Origin of the sequence: Flavobacterium sp. NLM, from assembly GCF_002210235.1 — a bacterium.
In the GTDB taxonomy this organism is placed as follows: Bacteria; Bacteroidota; Bacteroidia; order Flavobacteriales; family Flavobacteriaceae; genus Flavobacterium; species Flavobacterium panici.
On sequence record NZ_LIAC01000013.1, the window covers coordinates 137,365 to 156,028 of the forward strand.

The window sequence follows — 18,664 nt, forward strand, 5'->3', positions numbered from 1 at the left end:
TTTCAGTTTTTTACTGAGACTGTGACTGAGTACTGCGACTGAAAACTTACCTATTCAATACCCCAATCTGCGACGGCAATTCAAAAATTTCAAGATCGAAATAAATTACCGACGCCATAATGTGATCGAAAATATCAGACATTATATATTCGTAATTTGCCCAGCGTTTATCGCTTGAAAAAACATAAATTTCTAATGGAACTCCGTGTGCAGTTGACTGCAGCTGTCGACACATAATATGCATATTTTTATTTAACCCAGGATGGTCTAATAAATACTGCATAATGTATTTTCTAAACAAACCTAAATTGGTCATATTACGACCGTTAAGAGACAATGATTTATCGATTCCCCGATGAGCATTGTACTTTTCAATTTCAGCTTGTCTGGTTTCAATGTAAGAGGTAATAAGCTGAATTCCTTTCATATGATTCAGGTCATCATTATTCAGAAAACGAATACTGCTGCTTTTAATCAAAATATGTCTTTTAATACGTCTTCCTTCAGAATTCTGCATGCCGCGCCAGTTCTGGAAAGAATCAGAACTTAAAGCATACGTTGGAATCGTGGTAATGGTATTATCAAAATTTCGAACTTTTACGGTCGTTAAATTGATTTCAATTACATCGCCATCGGCACCAAATTTATCCATTGTAATCCAGTCGCCAATACGAACCATATCGTTTATGGCAACCTGAACACTCGAAACAAATCCTAAAATTGTATCTCTGAAAATCAAGATGATAATAGCAGAAAGAGTTCCCAGAATGGTTAATAATTCGCCTCTTTTGATTCCGAATAAAGTTGAAATAATCATCGCAACCCCAAAAATCCAAAGCACAATCATAATAACCTGAATGAAACTGTCGATTGGTTTGTCGCTGTATTCCGGTTTTTGCTTTAAATAATCACGAAGCGCATTAAAAATCGTTCTGATAATCCATAAACTGATCAAAACGATATAAATACCAACGATTTTCCCAAAAAGCGATTCCCAATATTCGTATTTGTCCAGAATAATAGGAACAGCTTTATAAATAAAGAAAAACGGAATTAAATATGCGGTGTATTTTGTGGTTTTATTGTGAACTAGATAGTCGTCAAACTTTGTTTTGGTGCGCTGGGCAAAAATGGCTGTCAACGTTACCAAAACAAATTTTGCGACATAATAAATGGCATAAGCCAAAGCCACCATAATGGCAATATTAAAAATCAGACTAATATAAGACGCAAAATTGCGGTTCATTCCCCAATGCCTGAAAAGAGGGTATAAAAAATTGAATATTTTATCCAAAAGGTTAAGCATTTGCTTTAGTTTCTAAATATTTTTTCTCGATGTAGAAAGTTCCAAACGGAATAAGAGAAGCGATTAGTATAATTGCAAATGTTTTTAAATCCCAGTTTTGAGATTTTTTCAATAAAAAAGCCAAAACAATATAACCTATAAATAACACGCCGTGTGTCATTCCTAAAGGTCTTAATAAAGTATGGTAAAGTTCTGGATTGTTAGTTTTAATAATAAGCATATTGGCAAATAAAACTAAATATGAAATTCCTTCTAAAATAGCGGTAACTTTAAAAATCTTAAGCATGTAGATATATTTTGAGATTATAGCAGCAAAATTAAGTATTAGGATTGGTTTTTAAGTTATGTCTCAGGAAAGTAATTTACTTTTGTAATCTTAAACTTTGATAATGAGCAAGCGCGATTTAAAAAAATATTTAACCGAACTGAGCAAAGAGCAACTCGAAGAACAGCTTATTGAGCTGTATGAAAAATTTGCTCCGGTAAAAGTGTATTACGATTTTGTTTTTAACCCAAAAGAAGATAAACTTTTGCAGGAATCTAAGGTTAAAATTTCCCATGAATATTTTCCCATAAAAAAGCCCAATGCAAAATGGCGCCCCAGAGCAAAAATGCGTCGTTCTGTGGCACAAAAAATCATCAAACATTTTATAATGTTAGGCGTTGATCCATTTATTATTGCCGATTTGATGTTTTACAATATCGAAATTGCGCAAACTTATTCTGCCAACAACTACATTAAGCAGGAATTATTTTACAAAAGCATTTTTAATTCGTTTGAACAAGCAGTAAATTTTGTCATTTCTAACGGAATCCTCGCTGAATTTAAAGCAAGGATTGACGCAATTCACCAGCAGACTTTGCAGCAAAAATGGAAAAATAAGTATGATTTTGAAGCAATTCTGGATAAAATCGACTTTTAAAAACACTTCCTATAAAAAATCTTATTTAAAAAAATCATTTATTTTAGGTTAAAATAAGATGAATAACTGTTTTTTAGATGTATTTTTGCAAAAATCCAAAAATAAACAATGTCTCAAAACACTTTAGAAATAGAAAGAGAAGAGAAAAAAGAACTTTATGCATACCAAAAAGGCGATATTGATGCCATTTTTGACCGCTTAGACAATGCTCCTCCAAAACATCATTTATTGTATCAGCTGCCTACCGGAGGCGGAAAAACAGTAATTTTCTCTGAAATTGTACGTCGTTATTTATCTAATAATGACAAAAAAGTGGTTGTTTTAACTCACAGAATCGAGCTTTGCAAACAAACTTCAAAAATGTTGAAGGGCTTTGGCGTAAGCAATAAAATAATCAACAGTAAGGTAAAAGAATTACCGGACCAAAATGATTATTCTTGTTTCGTGGCGATGGTTGAAACTTTAAAAAACCGTATCAACGACGAGAAACTGCACCTTGACAATATTGGTTTGGTAATTATTGACGAGGCACATTACAATTCATTTAGAAAACTATTAAACTCATTTAAAAATGCTTTTATTCTTGGAGTAACAGCAACACCTTTGAGTTCAAACATAAAATTACCAATGCACCAAAGTTACGACGAACTTATCGTTGGAGACACAATTGGTTCATTGATCGACAAAGGATTTTTGGCGAGAGCAACAACCTATAGTTATGATGTTGGTTTGACCTCATTAAAAGTAGGTATCAACGGAGATTATACCGTAAAATCATCTGATGATTTGTATACCAATTCTTTAATGCAGGAAAAATTGCTCCATGCGTATACAGAACGCTCTTTAGGTAAGAAAACTTTAATTTTCAATAACGGTATTCATACATCATTATATGTATATGATACTTTTAGAGAAGCTGGCTACGATATCAGACACCTTGATAATACAAGCAGTTCTGAAGAGCGTAAAGATATTTTGGCTTGGTTCAAGAAAACTCCGGATGCAATTTTGACATCTGTGGGGATTTTAACAACTGGTTTTGATGAGCCAACTGTTGAGACAATTATCTTAAACAGAGCAACAAAATCATTGACATTATATTTCCAGATGATTGGCCGTGGATCTCGTAAATTACCTGGTAAAGACGAGTTTACAGTAATCGATTTAGGAAACAACGCCGCTCGTTTCGGTTTATGGAGCGAACCGGTAAACTGGCAGCACATCTTTAAATCTCCAGAATTTTATTTAGAGAATTTAAGAGACGATACTGAAATCGAAATGTTCTTTAAATACAGTATGCCTCCAGAATTAAGAGCAAAATTCAGCAAAACTGCTGATGTTACTTTTGATGTTGAAGAAGAACACAAACTAGCGATTAAACAAAATTTACGTTCGAAAATTGTTTTAGATAAATCGCTTGAACAGCATGCTGCAATGTGTGTTGATAATACAGAGACACTTCAGGAAGCAAAAGCTTTGTCAAGAGAATTAGAAGACGATATCGAATGCCGAATTAAACGTTACGCAAAATGTTTAAGTCAGTGTAGTAAAAACTACCGCGAATGGCTTCTGGATGATTACAAGCAAAGATTGACCTTATTAGTAGGTAAAAAATACCGCGAAAAAATCATGAACGAACCGGATTGATTTTAGAATTGTTTCAAGTTTTAGGTTTCATGTTTCAAGTTGTTGGAATCTAAACATAATATAATTTAGAAAGGAGAAATTGCGATTTAATGTGATTTCTCCTTTTGTCAAACTTATCAGGCTTCTGTGCAACTTGAAACATGAAACCTGAAACAAAAAAAACTAAAAATATGTCTAAACAATTCTCAACATTAGGACTTTCAGCGCCAATTTTAAAAGCTTTAGGCGAATTAAACATTGTTGAACCTACTGAAATTCAACAAAAAACAATTCCGCTTTTACTGTCTGAAAACCACGATGTTGTTGGTTTAGCCAAAACCGGAACCGGAAAAACAGCGGCTTTTGGACTTCCTTTATTGCAATTAATTGATACAGAATCTCCTGTAGTTCAGGCTGTGATTTTAGTTCCAACAAGAGAATTAGGACATCAGATTTTTAGAAATTTAGAAGATTTTTCAAAATATATTCCAAATATTTCAATCGCGGCAACTTGCGGTGGAATTCCCATAAAACCTCAAATTGAGCGTCTTACATCGCCAACACACATTATTGTGGCAACTCCGGGACGTTTAATCGATTTGATTCAAAGAAAAGCAGTTGATTTAAAACAAACCCAATTTTTAGTTTTAGATGAAGCCGATGAAATGGTTTCGATCTTAAAAGAAAGTCTGGACGAAATTCTGGCTGAAATTCCTAAAAAACACCGCACTTTATTATTCTCGGCTACTTTACCGGGAACAATTAAACAATTGGTTCAGAATTACTTAAACAAAAATGTAGTTCAGGTAAGCGCCAATATGGAAACTGTTGGTAACCAAGGAATTGATCACGAATATATTGTAGTTGATCCTATTGAAAAATTAGATGTTTTAATGCATTTTCTAAATTCAAAAGATGGGGAACGCGGTATTATTTTCTGTAAAACAAAAGCTGCCGTTAATAAATTAGCCAAAAATCTGGCGATAAACCGTTTTTCTTCGGGAGCAATTCACGGAAGTTTATCACAGGGAATTCGTGACAGGATTATGGAACAATTCCGAGAAGGACATATTAATATATTAGTTGCCACCGATTTAGCAGCGAGAGGAATCGACGTAAAAGAAATCTCTTATGTTGTCAATTACCATTTACCGGATGCTTACGAAACGTATGTTCACCGAAGCGGAAGAACTGCGAGAGCAGGAGCAAAGGGACTTTCTTTAACTGTTTTACAGGAAGAGGAAGTGGCAGAAATTGCTGATTTTGAAAGAGAACTGGGACTTAAATTTACTAAATTCCAAAAACCGTCTGCCTTAAGTATTGAAGAAAACAATACACTTTTATGGGCAAAACAAATCTTCAAAACAAAACCAAATCACGATATTTCGACTGATTTAAAAACGAAGGTAAAAACCGTTTTTCATCATCTTACAAAAGAAGAACTGATTGAGAAATTGTTAGCCAATTATGTTTTACAAAATAAAATTGAAGTAACAGAAAAACCTGTTAAAAAATTCAAAAAGTAAGACTTAAAGCTTCTAAATCTGCTGATTTATGTTGTATTTTTATAAGAAATTTAAACCCTGAAATACAGCAAAATTAGAATGGAAGATATTCATATAAACAAAATTACACTTGACGATATTGACCAATTGCAAAAAATTGGCCGACAAACTTTTTATGAAACTTTTTCAGAATATAATTCTGAAGAAAACATGCAAACTTATCTTGATGAAAAGTTTTCTAAAGAAAAATTAACGGAAGAACTAACGAATAAAAACTCTGAATTTTATTTCGCAGTTTTGAACGATAACGCAATTGGTTATTTAAAAATAAACTTCGGAGAATCGCAGACTGAACTGCAGGACGAAAAATCCCTTGAAATCGAACGTATTTATGTTTCAAAAGAATTTCACGGAAAAAAAGTCGGGCAATTACTTTATGAAAAAGCGATTCAAACAGCCAAAGAAAAGAACGCTGACTATGTTTGGTTAGGAGTCTGGGAAGAAAATCATCGCGCTTTAAGTTTTTATAAAAAGAATGGTTTTGTCGAATTTGACAAACACATTTTTAGACTTGGAAATGATGAACAGACTGATATTATGATGAAACTTAAATTGACTGAATAATTCTCAAAAAAGGAAAAGAAAACTTAAGTTTGAGTTTCATATTTGGAATTAAAATGTTAAATTTATGGAACTGCTAAGGCAAAAACAGTTTTACTCATAAATCCTACATAATAAAACAATACGTATGAATATAGTCATTATAGGAGGTGGTTTTGCAGGAATAAATCTCGCAAAAGAACTTGTAAATCATCCTCAAATACAAGTAACCCTTGTCGATAAAAACAATTATAATTTTTTTCCTCCGCTTATATATCAGGTTGCAACCGCTTTTTTAGAACCATCAAGTATTAGTTATCCTTTTAGAAAATTTTTTGCCGGTAAAAAGAACCTTCAGTTTCGTTTAGGTGAATTACTTTCTGTAGTTCCCGCCGAAAATAAAATCATTTTGAGCAACGGCGAATTATCATATGATTATTTGGTTTTTGCAACGGGTGCCGAAACGAGTTATTTTGGTATGGAAAACGTAATGAAAAACGCAATTCCGATGAAAACCTTAAATGATGCCATCGAAATGCGAAATGCATTGCTTAAAAACCTTGAAAAAGCCGCTATTACCAAAGATATTCGTAAACGTCGTAAATTATTAACGATTGTTGTTGCCGGAGGCGGACCAACGGGAGTTGAAGTTTCTGGAATGTTTGCCGAAATGAGAAAAAATATTCTATTGAAGGAATATCCGGAATTAGAAACATCTGCGAGTAATGTTTATTTGGTAGATGGAGGAGATGCTCTTTTAGCACCAATGAGCAAGGAATCTCAAAAAGATACTCTCGAAGCGCTTACAAAACTTGGCGTTGTTGTAAAACTGCATACTCGTGTTGTTGATTATGTTGATGATACGGTGCATTTTGAAAACGGAGAAACAATCAAAACCAAAAACTTAATCTGGGCAGCCGGAGTTTCTGCGAAGCTTTTTGACGGAATTCCAAAGGAAAGTTACGGTCGCGGCCGACGTATGGCGACAGATCAATATAGTAAGGTAAATGGTCTAGACAACATTTATGCTATTGGTGATACTGCAATTTCAGCCGGAGATAAAAATTTCCCCGATGGACATCCACAGGTTGCACAAGTTGCAATTCAGCAAGGATTAAATTTGGCTAAAAACTTTAAGGCAATGACTCAAAATAAACCTTTGAAACCTTTTGCTTATAATGATAAAGGTTCAATGGCGATTATTGGAAAAAACAAAGCCGTGGTTGATTTACCAAGTCCGAAATGGCATTTTAAAGGATTCTTTGCATGGGTTATCTGGTTGTTTATTCACCTGATTTCCTTAATTACATACAGAAACAGGATTAATACATTTTGGAATTGGATGGTTGCGTATTTCGCAAGAGATCAATCTCTTAGAATGATTATTAGACCTGATAAAAAACAACAATTGGAATAAAATATTAAATTCCAAAATTTTTAAAATCCAAATTCCAATTATCGGAGTTTGGATTTTTTTTGAGTTTACTAAATTTAAATTCCAATTTTTTAAATTCCAAATTCCAATTATCGGAGTTTGGATTTTTTTTGAGTGAGCCAAACCGGACAGGTTTTAAAAACCTGTCGGGTTTGTTGTAGAAGATCCACAAAGTATTGTCATTTCGACCGAAGGGAGAAATCGCACACGGAACTCTACAATCTAAATCTCCAATCTTTGTCGACATTCTAGTGCGATTTCTCCTTTCAGTCGAAATGACAAACTGTTGAACATAAAAAAGCCAGAATCTTGATTCTGGCTTTTTATATATTTTATAATCCAATTGGAATTTGGAATTTAAAAAAATTGGAATTTAAATATCTAATGTCCCACAACCACATCATCACTTTCAGCAATCTCAACTTTATTTTTAATAAACCGTTTTCCGATATTTAAAACTACAAAAGCAATAATTGTAGTAACGGTCATAATAAGAACCATAGGCGCTACAGAATCTTTAACAAAAATTCCGACAGCAAATGAAGCTAAAGCCCCTAATCCTAATTGAATAGCGCCCATTAAAGCCGAAGCACTTCCGGCATTTTTAGCAAATGGAGCCATTGTAAGTCCTGCAGTATTTGGATTTGAAATTCCTAAACAGCCCAGGAATAAAAATAACATTACAATTGTCGAATACAAGCTTAAAAGGTTATTTACCGAAAGTATCAGGAATACAATAGTAATTAAAGATTGCAAAATTAAAGCAGCAAAAATCATTTGTTCACTGGAAAATCTCTTTAATAAAACCGAATTTAACTGACTCGAACCAATAAAACTAACGGACATAAAAGCAAAAATCCATCCGTATGTTTTAGCATCAACGTGGTAAATATCCATAAAAATGATAGGCGAGGCCGCTACATAAGTAAATAATCCCGAAAAAGCGATCGCTCCCGTAAATGCATACGTATAAAACTGAGGCTCTTTAAGGACTTTTAAAAAGTTAGAAATTATAGGTTTTGGCTTTAAAGAAATAGAATGATCTGGTTTGTAACTATTTGGCAAACCAACTTGAGAAGCAATTAAAATGGCAATTCCCATACAAAACAGGATTAAAAATACGATATGCCAGCCAAAATCCTGCGTTACATAACCGCCAATTGTGGGCGCCAGCATCGGCGAAAGCCCTAAAACAAGCATTAATAAAGAAAATACTTTCGGAATATCTTTTACAGGAAATAAATCACGAACCATCGCAACCGAAGCAACTGTTGCAGCACAACTGCCAATAGCCTGAATAAAACGTAAAAAGATAAACGAATCAATATCAGCAACGTATACACAACCTAAAGAGGCTAAAATATAAACCATTAAACCCACAAATAAAGGTTTTTTACGTCCGAAACGGTCTAATAAAGGTCCGTAAAGTAATTGTCCTGCTGAAATTCCGATAAAATAACTCGACAAACTCATCGAAACTTTTGCTACAGATGTATTTAAATCCTTAGCAATATCAGAGAAACCAGGCAGATACATATCAATTGAAAAAGGGCCAAGTGCAGTTAAAGAACCTAAAATAAGTATAAGTTGAATATATTTTTTTGTTGTCATTTTCTTAAAATATTGCTTTTAATTTCGTGCAAAGATAAATATTAACTATCTTGTTGTAAATAATAATTACTTTAATTCAAAAATGGTTATTATATAACGTTTCGAAAATGTTTTGAAACATTAACTATAAAATTTAGATTATGAAAAAATTCACTTTACTATTAGCACTTATTTTTACAACAATTTCTTTTGCTCAAACCATCTCATCAAAACAAGAAGATGCAAATGTGGAGCAATATTCATTACTATCAAAAGTAAATCAATATTATCCGGATATTACTTTAAGCAAAACGATCACAAATTTTTATGCTGATGGGAAAATTATTGATTCACAGCAGCAATTTGATTTAAAAGGAACTAAATTTTCTAGTTATAAACTTGGAATTGAACCAGATAACAAAAAATTATTGTTTGAATATGTTTCTGATGAAACTGGAAAAGTTTACGGTGACGTTTCACTTTTTAACGGAAATGTGCTGAGAACAACATTTACTGAAAAGACAAATCAAATTGAAGTTTCACTTAACGGAAAATCGGTTTATTTGAAAAAATTAAATTAAATTTTCAAATACGCGAAATATAAAGCATCACAATTCTGTGATGCTTTTTTCGTTTATATTTGAATCATAATTCTGCACATTTAAATTTTATGAAAAAAAATATTTTGTTTCTGATTCTTATAAGCTTTCAATCATATTCGCAAACCAATAAATTTACCGGCACATGGGGATCAGAAAAATGCAAAGACTGTAAAAAACAATATATTTTTACCATAACAATGGCACAGTCAAATTATATGATTTCTGGAACTGCAGAAGTTACAAGCGATTCTAAAGAATTAAATTCGGGAGTTTTAGATGTTACCGGATATGTTTATCCATTGGGCGACACAGCTCAAATAAAACTGATAAATAAAGACGGATCAAGTTCAAGCGCAGTTTTAGTTGTAGAAGATAATGTCATTCAATTTAGAAAACGTGGTGGTAGTGATTTAGTACCTAAAGAATTAATTATGAAGAAATTATACGAATAGTAATCGTAGTATTTTTTACTTTCCCTGAATCAACTTTTCTAACTTATCAATCATTTCTTTTTGCTGCTCAAGCATACGCTCGTAAAGCTCAACCATTTTATCAATAGGGTTGAAAGTAGGTTGGTTATTAAAAAAAGCCGGTTGTTGACAATTGTCAAAAGAAGCATTATTTGAAATAATATTTACTGCTTGTTCTTCGTCGAAATTTTCGATAGCTTGTGCAGGAACTTTCAGTATTTTAGCAACTTGTTCTAAAATATCATTTTCTATAGATTCTTTTTGTTCCAAAAGAGAGATTTTCTTTTGATTCCAATTTTCGCCCAATTCAAAGGCAAGTGCTTCCTGTTTAATACCTAACATTTCACGGAAACGTTTTATATTTCTACCTTGATGTATTATTTTGTCTGTCATGTTGCGATCTGTCATAAATGTCAAATATAGGATTTTTACTTAAAATAATTAAAACATATGAAGGTTTAAATTAAAATTTCACTAAACTGAAAATCCGTTTATTTGAAAAAAATAAAATAATTTTTCAAATATGAGAAATTTGAAGCATCACAATATTATATGAAATCTTGACTAATGTATAATCGTTAAAGTAAAATTTCAACGCGTAAAAATCTTTTATTTGAAATTTGAAAATTTTATTTTTCAAATATGAGAAATTTTAACGCAGTAAAATGATATTAATTTGAATCAATATAAATCTCATATTTGAAATAATATAAAGCATTTTTTGAAAGATGAGATTCTGAAACAAGAGATAAGTCTATGAATAGAAAGAGAATACAAATAATAAAGCCTTGCCAGCCGTTAATTAGACATATATATTTTTGAACTATAATTTATATTATGTAAAATAGAAAATTATAAGAATCTTATGCTGAATCATTCATTATTATAAATCCTGAATAATCTAAACTGCTGCCTCTTTCCCTATGCAACATAAATTGAATAATTTAGTTTATAAACTGATAAAACTGTAAATTTATAACAATGAAAATCAATCGATTATTTAAAATTGATTCTCAAAAAACTATTTTAAAGCCTTGAATTCAGTAAATCTTAACATTTCTTTAAAATAATTAGATTCTGAGCAAGATGGTTTCATTCTAAGAGTTTATTTTATTATTTTTACATTCAATATTTTAAAAGATATTATACCATATATGAATACAATTGCTGAGCATATTGCAGATTTTTTAAAAGAATACCCGCCGTTTGATAACTTAACTTTTCAGGAATTATCAGATATCGCAACAAATATTCGTGTCATTAATTTAGAAAAACATGCAGTATTGTTTCAAAATAATGATCCGCTTCACGACAGTTTTTATGTTGTGGCTTCTGGAGTCATTAATTTAACAACGATTGCTGATGCCGAGGAAACTCTTATAAACAAATGTCACGAAGGAGATATTTTTGGTTTACGCCCGTTTTTTGCCAAAAATAACTATATGATGACGGCAAAAGCACGTGAGGAAAGTATTGTTTACGCAATTCCAATTGCTGTTTTCCGCCCGTTTGTAGCTAATAATTCAGATGTTTTAAACTTTTTACTGGAAAGTTTCGCAGTAAATTCAAGACATACACGAGATAATTCACGCTCTAACGGAAAATTAGATCCGGACAGTAATTTCATGGATCAGCAGAATGAGATGCAGTATATTCAGTCTCTTTCTTATAATAATTCTCCGTTAACAACAGAATCTCACCATATTGTAAAAGATGTTGCCATTTTGATGACAGAATCTATGGTGGACAATATTGTGATTTGTGAAAAAAATAATCCAATTGGTATTGTTACCCATGCCGATTTATCTTCAAAAATTGCAACCGGACGTTATCCTATTACAGAAACGATTGACAAGATTATGTCTTCGCCGGTTGTTACAGTAATTGAAAATGTTTCTTTGGCCGAAGCTCAGCTTTTAATGCTGAAACATAATGTTTCTCACCTTTGTGTGACTAAAGACGGTACAAGTAAATCTGCTGTGAAAGGAATTATTTCTGAGCACGATTTAATTGTGGCTCAAGCTAGTAACCCTGGTGTTTTAATTAAAGAAATTAAGCGTTCGCAGCTTCCAAAAGATTTAAAACAAATTCGTGATCGTTTATCAGATTTGATTCAGAATTCGATTCAGAAAAATATACCAATTTCTCACGTTAGTAATATTGCAAGCGAAATTAACCTTGCCATCATTAAACGTGCGGTAGAATTATCTATTTTAGATTTAGGCTCCCCTCCTGCCAGATTTGCATGGTTAAGCATTGGTAGTCAAGGACGTAAAGAACAGCTTTTATTGACAGATCAGGATAGTATTTTGATTTTTGAAGATGTTGCTCCAGAGAAATACCGCGAAGTAAAAGATTACTTTTTAAGACTCGCAAAAAGAACAACTGCCATACTTGAAAAAGTAGGTTACGAATATTGTCCAAACGGTCATATGGGAAGTAATATGCTTTGGTGTAAGTCATTGAGCGACTGGACAAAACAATACAACAGCTGGATGAATACTCCAGGTGAAAACAGTAATGATTTGAGCAGTATTTTCTTTGATTATGAGATTGTAATTGGTGAAGCAAAAATTGAAGAAGTTATCGAAAATGTGGTATTTAAAAATGCCGTAAACAATACTTTATTCTTTGACTTTTTAGGAAACGATGCTTTAAAGAGAAATTCTCCTCTAAGCTTTTTCAAGAAATTCATTGTTGAAGAAGAAGGTCCGCAAAAAGGGAAATTTGATATTAAAACCCGTGCTTTAATGCCGCTTATTGACAGTGCACGTTTGTTAATTTTGAGCGCGAATATAAAAGGAATCAAAAATACGTATTTAAGATTCAAACAATTAGCGATTACCGATTCTAAAAATGCTGAAATATATTTAAGTTGTGCCGAAGCTTTTTTAACACTTTCAAAATTCAGAACTGTTGAAGGTTTAAAAAATGACGATTCCGGGCAATATATTAATTTAAGAGAAATGTCTAAATCAGACAAAGAGAAGTTAAAAAATGCTTTAACCCCGATGAAGGATCTTGAGGAACTTATTAAGAGTAAATTTCAACTGACACAATTCTCATAAAATATGCTAGACTGGATTAAAAATATCAATAAGGAATATCCGGAATTCTGGAAGGAATACTTAACAAAATTAGAAGCAAAACCAACCAAATACGTGGTTTTGTCGACGGAAACTTCTGGCTTAAACCCTAATAAAGATGTTATTTTATCTTTAGGGGCTTTTTCTGTAATTGACGACAGTATTGTAATTAAAGAGAATTTTGAAGCAGTTTTACTTCAGTATAAATTTCTAGAAGAACACGGAATTTCTAATGAATTCATTATTGAAAGCAAAATGAATAAAATGCCTGAAGCTGAGGCTTTAGAGGCATTTATAAATTTTATTGGAAATGCAGTTCTGGTTGGTCATCATATTAATTTTGACATTGAAATGCTAAACGCTGCTCTGGAAAGATTAGATTGCGGAAGATTAAAAAATGAAGCTCTCGATATTGACATTATGTATCGAAAATTAACTGATATTAATGACAAACAGTTTTCCTTAAACGATTTATGCGAAATTTATAAAATTCCAAAAAGCGACAGAAATTCTTCTGCAGAAGATGCTTATAAAATTGGGCTTTTATTTTTGAAATTGAAGTCGAGATTGGGGATACGATAATTCTAAACACAATCTTTGTCAAAGTTTTGAACTTTGACAAAGAACTACACACAATCTTGTCATTTCGAGGAACGAGAAATCGCACTAGAAACTCGACAATGCATGTCACCAATCTTTGTAGAATTACGAGTGCGATTTCTCGTTCCTCGAAATGACAAACTACATGTTGAAACAACGCGATTGTCAGGCTGAGCGAAGTCGAAGCCCGTCATGCAAGAATCACTTTGCGAGGGCTTCGACTTCGCTCAGCCTGACATAGATTATAAATACTTAAGCTTTGTCAAAGTTTAAAACTTTGACAAAGCTGATCATCATAAAAACAAAAATGCCTCTTAAAATTTAAGAGGCATTTTTTATTATAAATACAAGTTTCGAATTAAGAAATTCTATCTTTAATAATCTCATCTACAATTTCAGGATTCAATAATGTTGAAGTATCTCCAAAATTAGAATTATCACCTTCAGCAATTTTACGTAAAATTCTACGCATGATTTTTCCTGAACGTGTTTTTGGTAAACCAGAAACGAATTGGATTTTATCTAATTTAGCGATTGGCCCAATATGATCCGAAATATATTGGTTGATCTCTTTTGATAAATTCTCTTTATTTCTAACTTCTCCAGTTTCTTTCAGAATAACGTAACCATATAAAGCGTTTCCTTTAATATCATGTGGGAATCCAACAATAGCAGATTCTGCAACCGCTGGGTGTTCGTTGATAGCATCTTCGATTGGCGCTGTTCCTAAATTATGTCCAGAAACAATTACAACATCATCTACTCTACCCGTAATTCTGTAATAACCAACTTCGTCTCTTAAAGCTCCGTCACCTGTAAAGTATTTTCCAGGGAAAGCAGAGAAATAAGTGTCTTTATAACGTTGGTGATCTCCCCAAATCGTTCTGGCGATTCCAGGCCAAGGGAATTTAATACATAAACTTCCAACTACTTGGTTTCCTTCAATTTCATTACGTTTTTCATCCATTAAAACTGGCTGAATTCCCGGCAATGGCAATGTCGCATAAGTTGGTTTTGTTGGCGTTACAAAAGCAATTGGTGAAATCATAATTCCTCCAGTTTCTGTCTGCCACCAAGTATCTACAACCGGACATCTTTTATCTCCAACGTGGTCGTTGAACCAGTGCCAAGCTTCTTCGTTGATTGGTTCTCCAACAGATCCAATAACTTTTAGCGATTTTAGAGGATATTTTTGAATATAATCTAAGCTTTCTTTTGCTAATGAACGGATTGCCGTTGGTGCTGTATAAAATTGTGTGATTTTATGTTTTTCGATAATATCCCAAAAACGGCTAAAATCAGGATAAGAAGGAACTCCTTCAAAAATTACGGTTGTTCCGCCATTTAGTAATGGTCCGTATAAAATGTATGAGTGTCCTGTAATCCATCCAATATCTGCCGTACACCAGAAGATATCGTTTTCTTCATGGCTGAATACGTTTTTGAATGTATAAGCCGTGTAAACCATGTATCCGGCTGTTGTATGCACCATTCCTTTTGGTTTCCCTGTTGATCCAGAAGTATACAGAATAAACAAAGGATCTTCGGCATCCATAATTTCAGCAACACTATTATCAAGAGCTGCATCTAATAAAGGCTGTAACCAAATGTCACGTCCTTCTTTCATTGCCACTTCTGTTTTTGTTCTTTTTACCACTAAAACTTTAGAAACTGACGGACAAGTATCCAAAGCTTCATCAACAATAGATTTTAAATCGATTGTTTTATTTCCTCTATAACCTCCATCAGATGTAATTACCATTTTACATTCGCTGTCGATAATTCTGGCAGAAACTGCAGAAGCAGAAAATCCTGCAAAAACTACTGAGTGAATCGCTCCAATTCTGGCACAAGCCAAAACAGAAACTGCTAATTCTGGAATCATTGGTAAATAAATACAAACGCGGTCTCCTTTACGAACTCCCTGCTCGCGCAAAACGTTCGCCATTTTTGAAACTCGTTCGTATAATTCATTATAAGTTATATGTAAAGCGCTTTCAGACGGATCATTCGGTTCAAAAATGATAGCCGTTTTTTCTCCTCTTTTGCTTAAATGTCTGTCGATACAGTTTTTGGTAATGTTAACCTTAGCGTCAGTAAACCATTTCACTTCGGCATCTGCCATATTAAAATCAACAACTTTTTCCCACTGTTGATACCAAGTAAAATTTTCTTCGGCAATTTTCCCCCAAAATTTTCTTGGCTCTCTTATTGACTTATTGTAATGTTTAAAATATTGTTCTAAATTTTCAATTTTATAATAACTCATAGTTTTGTGGAATTTTTTTTTATAAATGTATTAAATCTGCTTCTATTCTTAAAATTATTTAATTCATAAATTTTATATAAAAAAAACATATAATAAATAAAATATATGTTTTTTTTAAAGTTATTCTAAAAAAAGACGATTTAAGAAAAAATCTAAATCGCAAAAAAGGTATGACAAAGAAATTATCATACCTTTTTATTTAACAAATTTCAATAACAATTAATTTTGTAATATCTGCATTACAAATGCTTTCCCTACTTTGAAAATAGCAGCAGCTTTATTAATTATAATAGAAATTTCAACAAGTATATTTTTTGATTAAAAAATATACCCCAATTTTAGGGATCCGCTTCACTTAACTTGCTTAAATAACAGAAGTTAAGTGAATGCAAAATGCATCTATATCTATTTTCTTAATAAGTGCTTACTAATTCAAAATATTAATTTAAAACATTGATACAGAGCAAATTCCACTACATTCGGAATGCGTGGAAATTCCCAATTTTATTATACAATTTTTTTCATTGCTGTCATTGATTCTCTCAACCATGCTCCTACTTCTTCGATAGGATGCTGACGAATTTCTTTATTTACAGCAATTAAAACATTATTATCTACTCCATTTGAAGTTGAAAATGGTTTTCCAATAATATTTGTTTCTACTTTTTTCATAAATTCAGTCAACAATGGCTTACAAGCGTGATCAAATAAATAACAGCCATATTCTGCAGTATCAGAAATTACACGGTTCATTTCAAACAATTTCTTTCTTGCGATTGTGTTTGCAATTAATGGTAATTCGTGTAATGACTCATAATAAGCAGATTCTTCAATGATTCCAGCCTCTGTCATAGTTTCAAAAGCTAACTCAACACCAGCTTTTACCATTGCAATCATTAAAACTCCATTATCAAAATATTCCTGCTCAGAAATTGGAGCTTCTTGCGGAGCTGTTTTTTCGAAGTTAGTTTCTCCTGTCGCAGCTCTCCATTTCAATAAATTAACATCGTCATTAGCCCAGTCAATCATCATAGTTCTTGAGAATTCTCCAGAAATAATATCGTCCTGATGTTTTTGGAATAACGGACGCATAATATCTTTCAATTCTTCTGCTAATTCATAAGCTTCAATTTTAGAAGGATTATTTAAACGATCCATCATATTTGTGATTCCACCATGTTTCAAAGCTTCAGTAATAGTTTCCCATCCGTATTGAATTAATTTTGAAGCATATGCTTTATCGATTCCTTTTTCAACCATTTTATCAAAACATAAAATAGATCCTGTTTGAAGCAATCCGCAAAGAATTGTCTGCTCACCCATTAAATCTGATTTTACTTCGGCAACGAACGATGATCTTAAAACTCCTGCTTTGTGTCCTCCAGTTGCTACAGCGTAAGCTTTTGCCTGATCTAAACCAAATCCGTTTGGATCATTTTCAGGGTGAACTGCAATAAGTGTTGGTACACCAAAACCTCTTTTATATTCTTCACGAACTTCAGATCCCGGACATTTAGGCGCACACATAATAACCGTGATATCTTCACGAATCTGCATTCCTTCTTCAACAATATTAAAACCGTGAGAATAAGCTAAAGTCGATCCTTGTTTCATTAATGGCATAATCGCAGTAACAACAGATGTATGTTGTTTATCCGGAGTAAGATTACAAACTAAATCAGCAGTTGGAATCAACTCTTCATAAGTACCTACTTTAAACCCATTTTCAGTTGCATTTTTATATGAAGCTCTCTTTTCAGCAATTGCATCTGCACGCAATGCGTAAGAAATATCTAAACCTGAATCTCTCATGTTTAAACCTTGATTCAAACCTTGTGCACCACATCCAACAATAACAACTTTTTTCCCTGCTAATGCTGAAATTCCGTCTGCAAATTCTGACTGCTCCATAAATTCGCAAACTCCAAGTTGCTCTAATTGTAATCTAAGTGGTAATGTGTTGAAATAATTTGCCATTTTGTTTTAAAATATTTAATGAAATGAAATTTAGTAATTAATTTATTTATAATTGGTTGTGATCGTGTAATATCACATATTAATTGTTTATTTGAAGGTTTCTAACAATGATGAAATCTCCATTTTTTCTTTAGAAACCGAAATTCTTCCCGAACGTACAAATTGCATAATTCCGTATGGTTTGAATTTTTGGTATAAATCTTCAATTTCTGAACGTCTTCCTGATTTTGAAATCACAAAGAAATCTCTTGAAACCGTTACAATCGTCGATTGGCTGTCTTTGATGATATTTTGAATTTGTTTTTCATCAAACAACAAACTTGAAGCGATTTTAAAAAGTGCATTTTCTAGATAAATGGTTTCTTCATCTGTATGATAAAATGCTTTTATAACTTCAATTTGTTTTTCAATCTGTCCCACAATATTCTGAACCCATTTCTCCGTTGTATTTACTACAATGATAAATCTTGAAACATTCTCTATTTCTGATTCTGAAACATTTAGACTTAATATATTAATGTGACGCTTTAAGAATATTCCCGATATTCTATTTAATAAACCCACGTTATTTTCTGAGTATACCGATATGGTAAATGTTTTATCTTCCATTTTTTTGTTAGTTTATTTTGTTTCAGGTTTCAAGTTTCAAGTTCTGCTGAGAACGTGAAACTTGAA

General features: G+C 32.5%; 16 protein-coding genes. 9 read left to right on the top strand and 7 right to left on the bottom strand.

The window, feature by feature from the left end; all coding sequences use genetic code 11:
- Positions 1-46: 46 nt before the first annotated feature.
- Both APR43_RS16450 and APR43_RS16455 read right to left on the bottom strand, forming a co-directional pair.
- The gene (locus APR43_RS16450; protein WP_053473187.1) at positions 47-1,306 is read right to left on the bottom strand and encodes a mechanosensitive ion channel family protein; all 1,260 of its coding nucleotides are present in this window, start codon (positions 1,304-1,306) and stop codon (positions 47-49) included.
- Complete coding sequence (locus APR43_RS16455; RefSeq protein WP_053473186.1) at positions 1,299-1,592, bottom strand: DUF3817 domain-containing protein; 294 nt, start codon at positions 1,590-1,592, stop codon at positions 1,299-1,301. The genes APR43_RS16450 and APR43_RS16455 overlap by 8 nt, the downstream gene beginning before the upstream one ends.
- A gap of 103 nt (positions 1,593-1,695) precedes the next feature.
- On the opposite strand from APR43_RS16455, the gene APR43_RS16460 reads away from it, so the two are divergent.
- The 5 genes from APR43_RS16460 (at position 1,696) to APR43_RS16480 (ending at position 7,377) form a co-directional block, all read left to right on the top strand.
- A complete protein-coding gene (locus APR43_RS16460) occupies positions 1,696-2,229 on the top strand; it encodes a DUF6155 family protein (protein WP_053473185.1) in 534 nt (177 codons plus the stop codon).
- Between the two features lie 108 nt (positions 2,230-2,337).
- Positions 2,338-3,876 carry a DEAD/DEAH box helicase gene (locus APR43_RS16465; RefSeq protein WP_053473184.1) on the top strand — a complete coding sequence of 513 codons (1,539 nt, stop codon included), beginning with the start codon at positions 2,338-2,340 and terminating at the stop codon, positions 3,874-3,876.
- A gap of 170 nt (positions 3,877-4,046) precedes the next feature.
- The gene (locus APR43_RS16470; protein WP_053473261.1) at positions 4,047-5,381 is read left to right on the top strand and encodes a DEAD/DEAH box helicase; all 1,335 of its coding nucleotides are present in this window, start codon (positions 4,047-4,049) and stop codon (positions 5,379-5,381) included.
- 78 nt (positions 5,382-5,459) lie between these two features.
- Positions 5,460-5,984, top strand: coding sequence for a GNAT family N-acetyltransferase (locus APR43_RS16475; protein ID WP_053473183.1), 525 nt, complete (start codon positions 5,460-5,462; stop codon positions 5,982-5,984).
- Between the two features lie 124 nt (positions 5,985-6,108).
- Entirely contained in the window at positions 6,109-7,377 is a 1,269-nt protein-coding gene (locus APR43_RS16480) for an NAD(P)/FAD-dependent oxidoreductase (protein WP_053473182.1), read from the top strand.
- A 399-nt stretch (positions 7,378-7,776) separates the two neighbouring features.
- Here the strand turns inward: APR43_RS16480 and APR43_RS16490 are convergent, their stop codons facing one another.
- The gene (locus APR43_RS16490; RefSeq protein WP_053473180.1) at positions 7,777-9,006 is read right to left on the bottom strand and encodes a multidrug effflux MFS transporter; all 1,230 of its coding nucleotides are present in this window, start codon (positions 9,004-9,006) and stop codon (positions 7,777-7,779) included.
- Positions 9,007-9,146: 140 nt separating this feature from the next.
- Between APR43_RS16490 and APR43_RS16495 the strand changes: the two genes are divergently transcribed.
- Together APR43_RS16495 and APR43_RS16500 are read left to right on the top strand one after the other, a co-directional pair.
- Positions 9,147-9,566: a hypothetical protein gene (locus APR43_RS16495; RefSeq protein WP_053473179.1), complete on the top strand. Its 420-nt coding sequence runs from the start codon at positions 9,147-9,149 to the stop codon at positions 9,564-9,566.
- Positions 9,567-9,655: 89 nt separating this feature from the next.
- Complete coding sequence (locus APR43_RS16500; RefSeq protein ID WP_053473178.1) at positions 9,656-10,039, top strand: hypothetical protein; 384 nt, start codon at positions 9,656-9,658, stop codon at positions 10,037-10,039.
- A 15-nt stretch (positions 10,040-10,054) separates the two neighbouring features.
- On the opposite strand, the gene APR43_RS16505 is transcribed toward APR43_RS16500, so the two are convergent.
- Positions 10,055-10,450, bottom strand: a complete 396-nt coding sequence (locus tag APR43_RS16505) for a helix-turn-helix domain-containing protein (protein ID WP_240514961.1) — start codon at positions 10,448-10,450, stop codon at positions 10,055-10,057.
- Positions 10,451-11,211: 761 nt separating this feature from the next.
- Here APR43_RS16505 and APR43_RS16510 point away from each other — a divergent pair.
- On the top strand, positions 11,212-13,125 hold the full coding sequence (locus tag APR43_RS16510) for a DUF294 nucleotidyltransferase-like domain-containing protein (protein WP_053473176.1): 1,914 nt from the start codon (positions 11,212-11,214) through the stop codon (positions 13,123-13,125).
- A 3-nt stretch (positions 13,126-13,128) separates the two neighbouring features.
- Positions 13,129-13,725: a PolC-type DNA polymerase III gene (locus tag APR43_RS16515; RefSeq protein WP_053473175.1), complete on the top strand. Its 597-nt coding sequence runs from the start codon at positions 13,129-13,131 to the stop codon at positions 13,723-13,725.
- Between the two features lie 376 nt (positions 13,726-14,101).
- Here the strand turns inward: APR43_RS16515 and acs are convergent, their stop codons facing one another.
- From acs to ilvN, 3 genes are all read right to left on the bottom strand, one after another.
- Positions 14,102-16,012, bottom strand: a complete 1,911-nt coding sequence (acs, locus tag APR43_RS16520) for an acetate--CoA ligase (protein ID WP_053474517.1) — start codon at positions 16,010-16,012, stop codon at positions 14,102-14,104.
- A 507-nt stretch (positions 16,013-16,519) separates the two neighbouring features.
- Positions 16,520-17,989: a ketol-acid reductoisomerase gene (ilvC, locus tag APR43_RS16525; RefSeq protein ID WP_053474516.1), complete on the bottom strand. Its 1,470-nt coding sequence runs from the start codon at positions 17,987-17,989 to the stop codon at positions 16,520-16,522.
- Between the two features lie 87 nt (positions 17,990-18,076).
- Positions 18,077-18,598, bottom strand: coding sequence for an acetolactate synthase small subunit (gene ilvN / locus APR43_RS16530; RefSeq protein WP_053474515.1), 522 nt, complete (start codon positions 18,596-18,598; stop codon positions 18,077-18,079).
- Between the last annotated feature and the right edge of the window lie 66 nt (positions 18,599-18,664).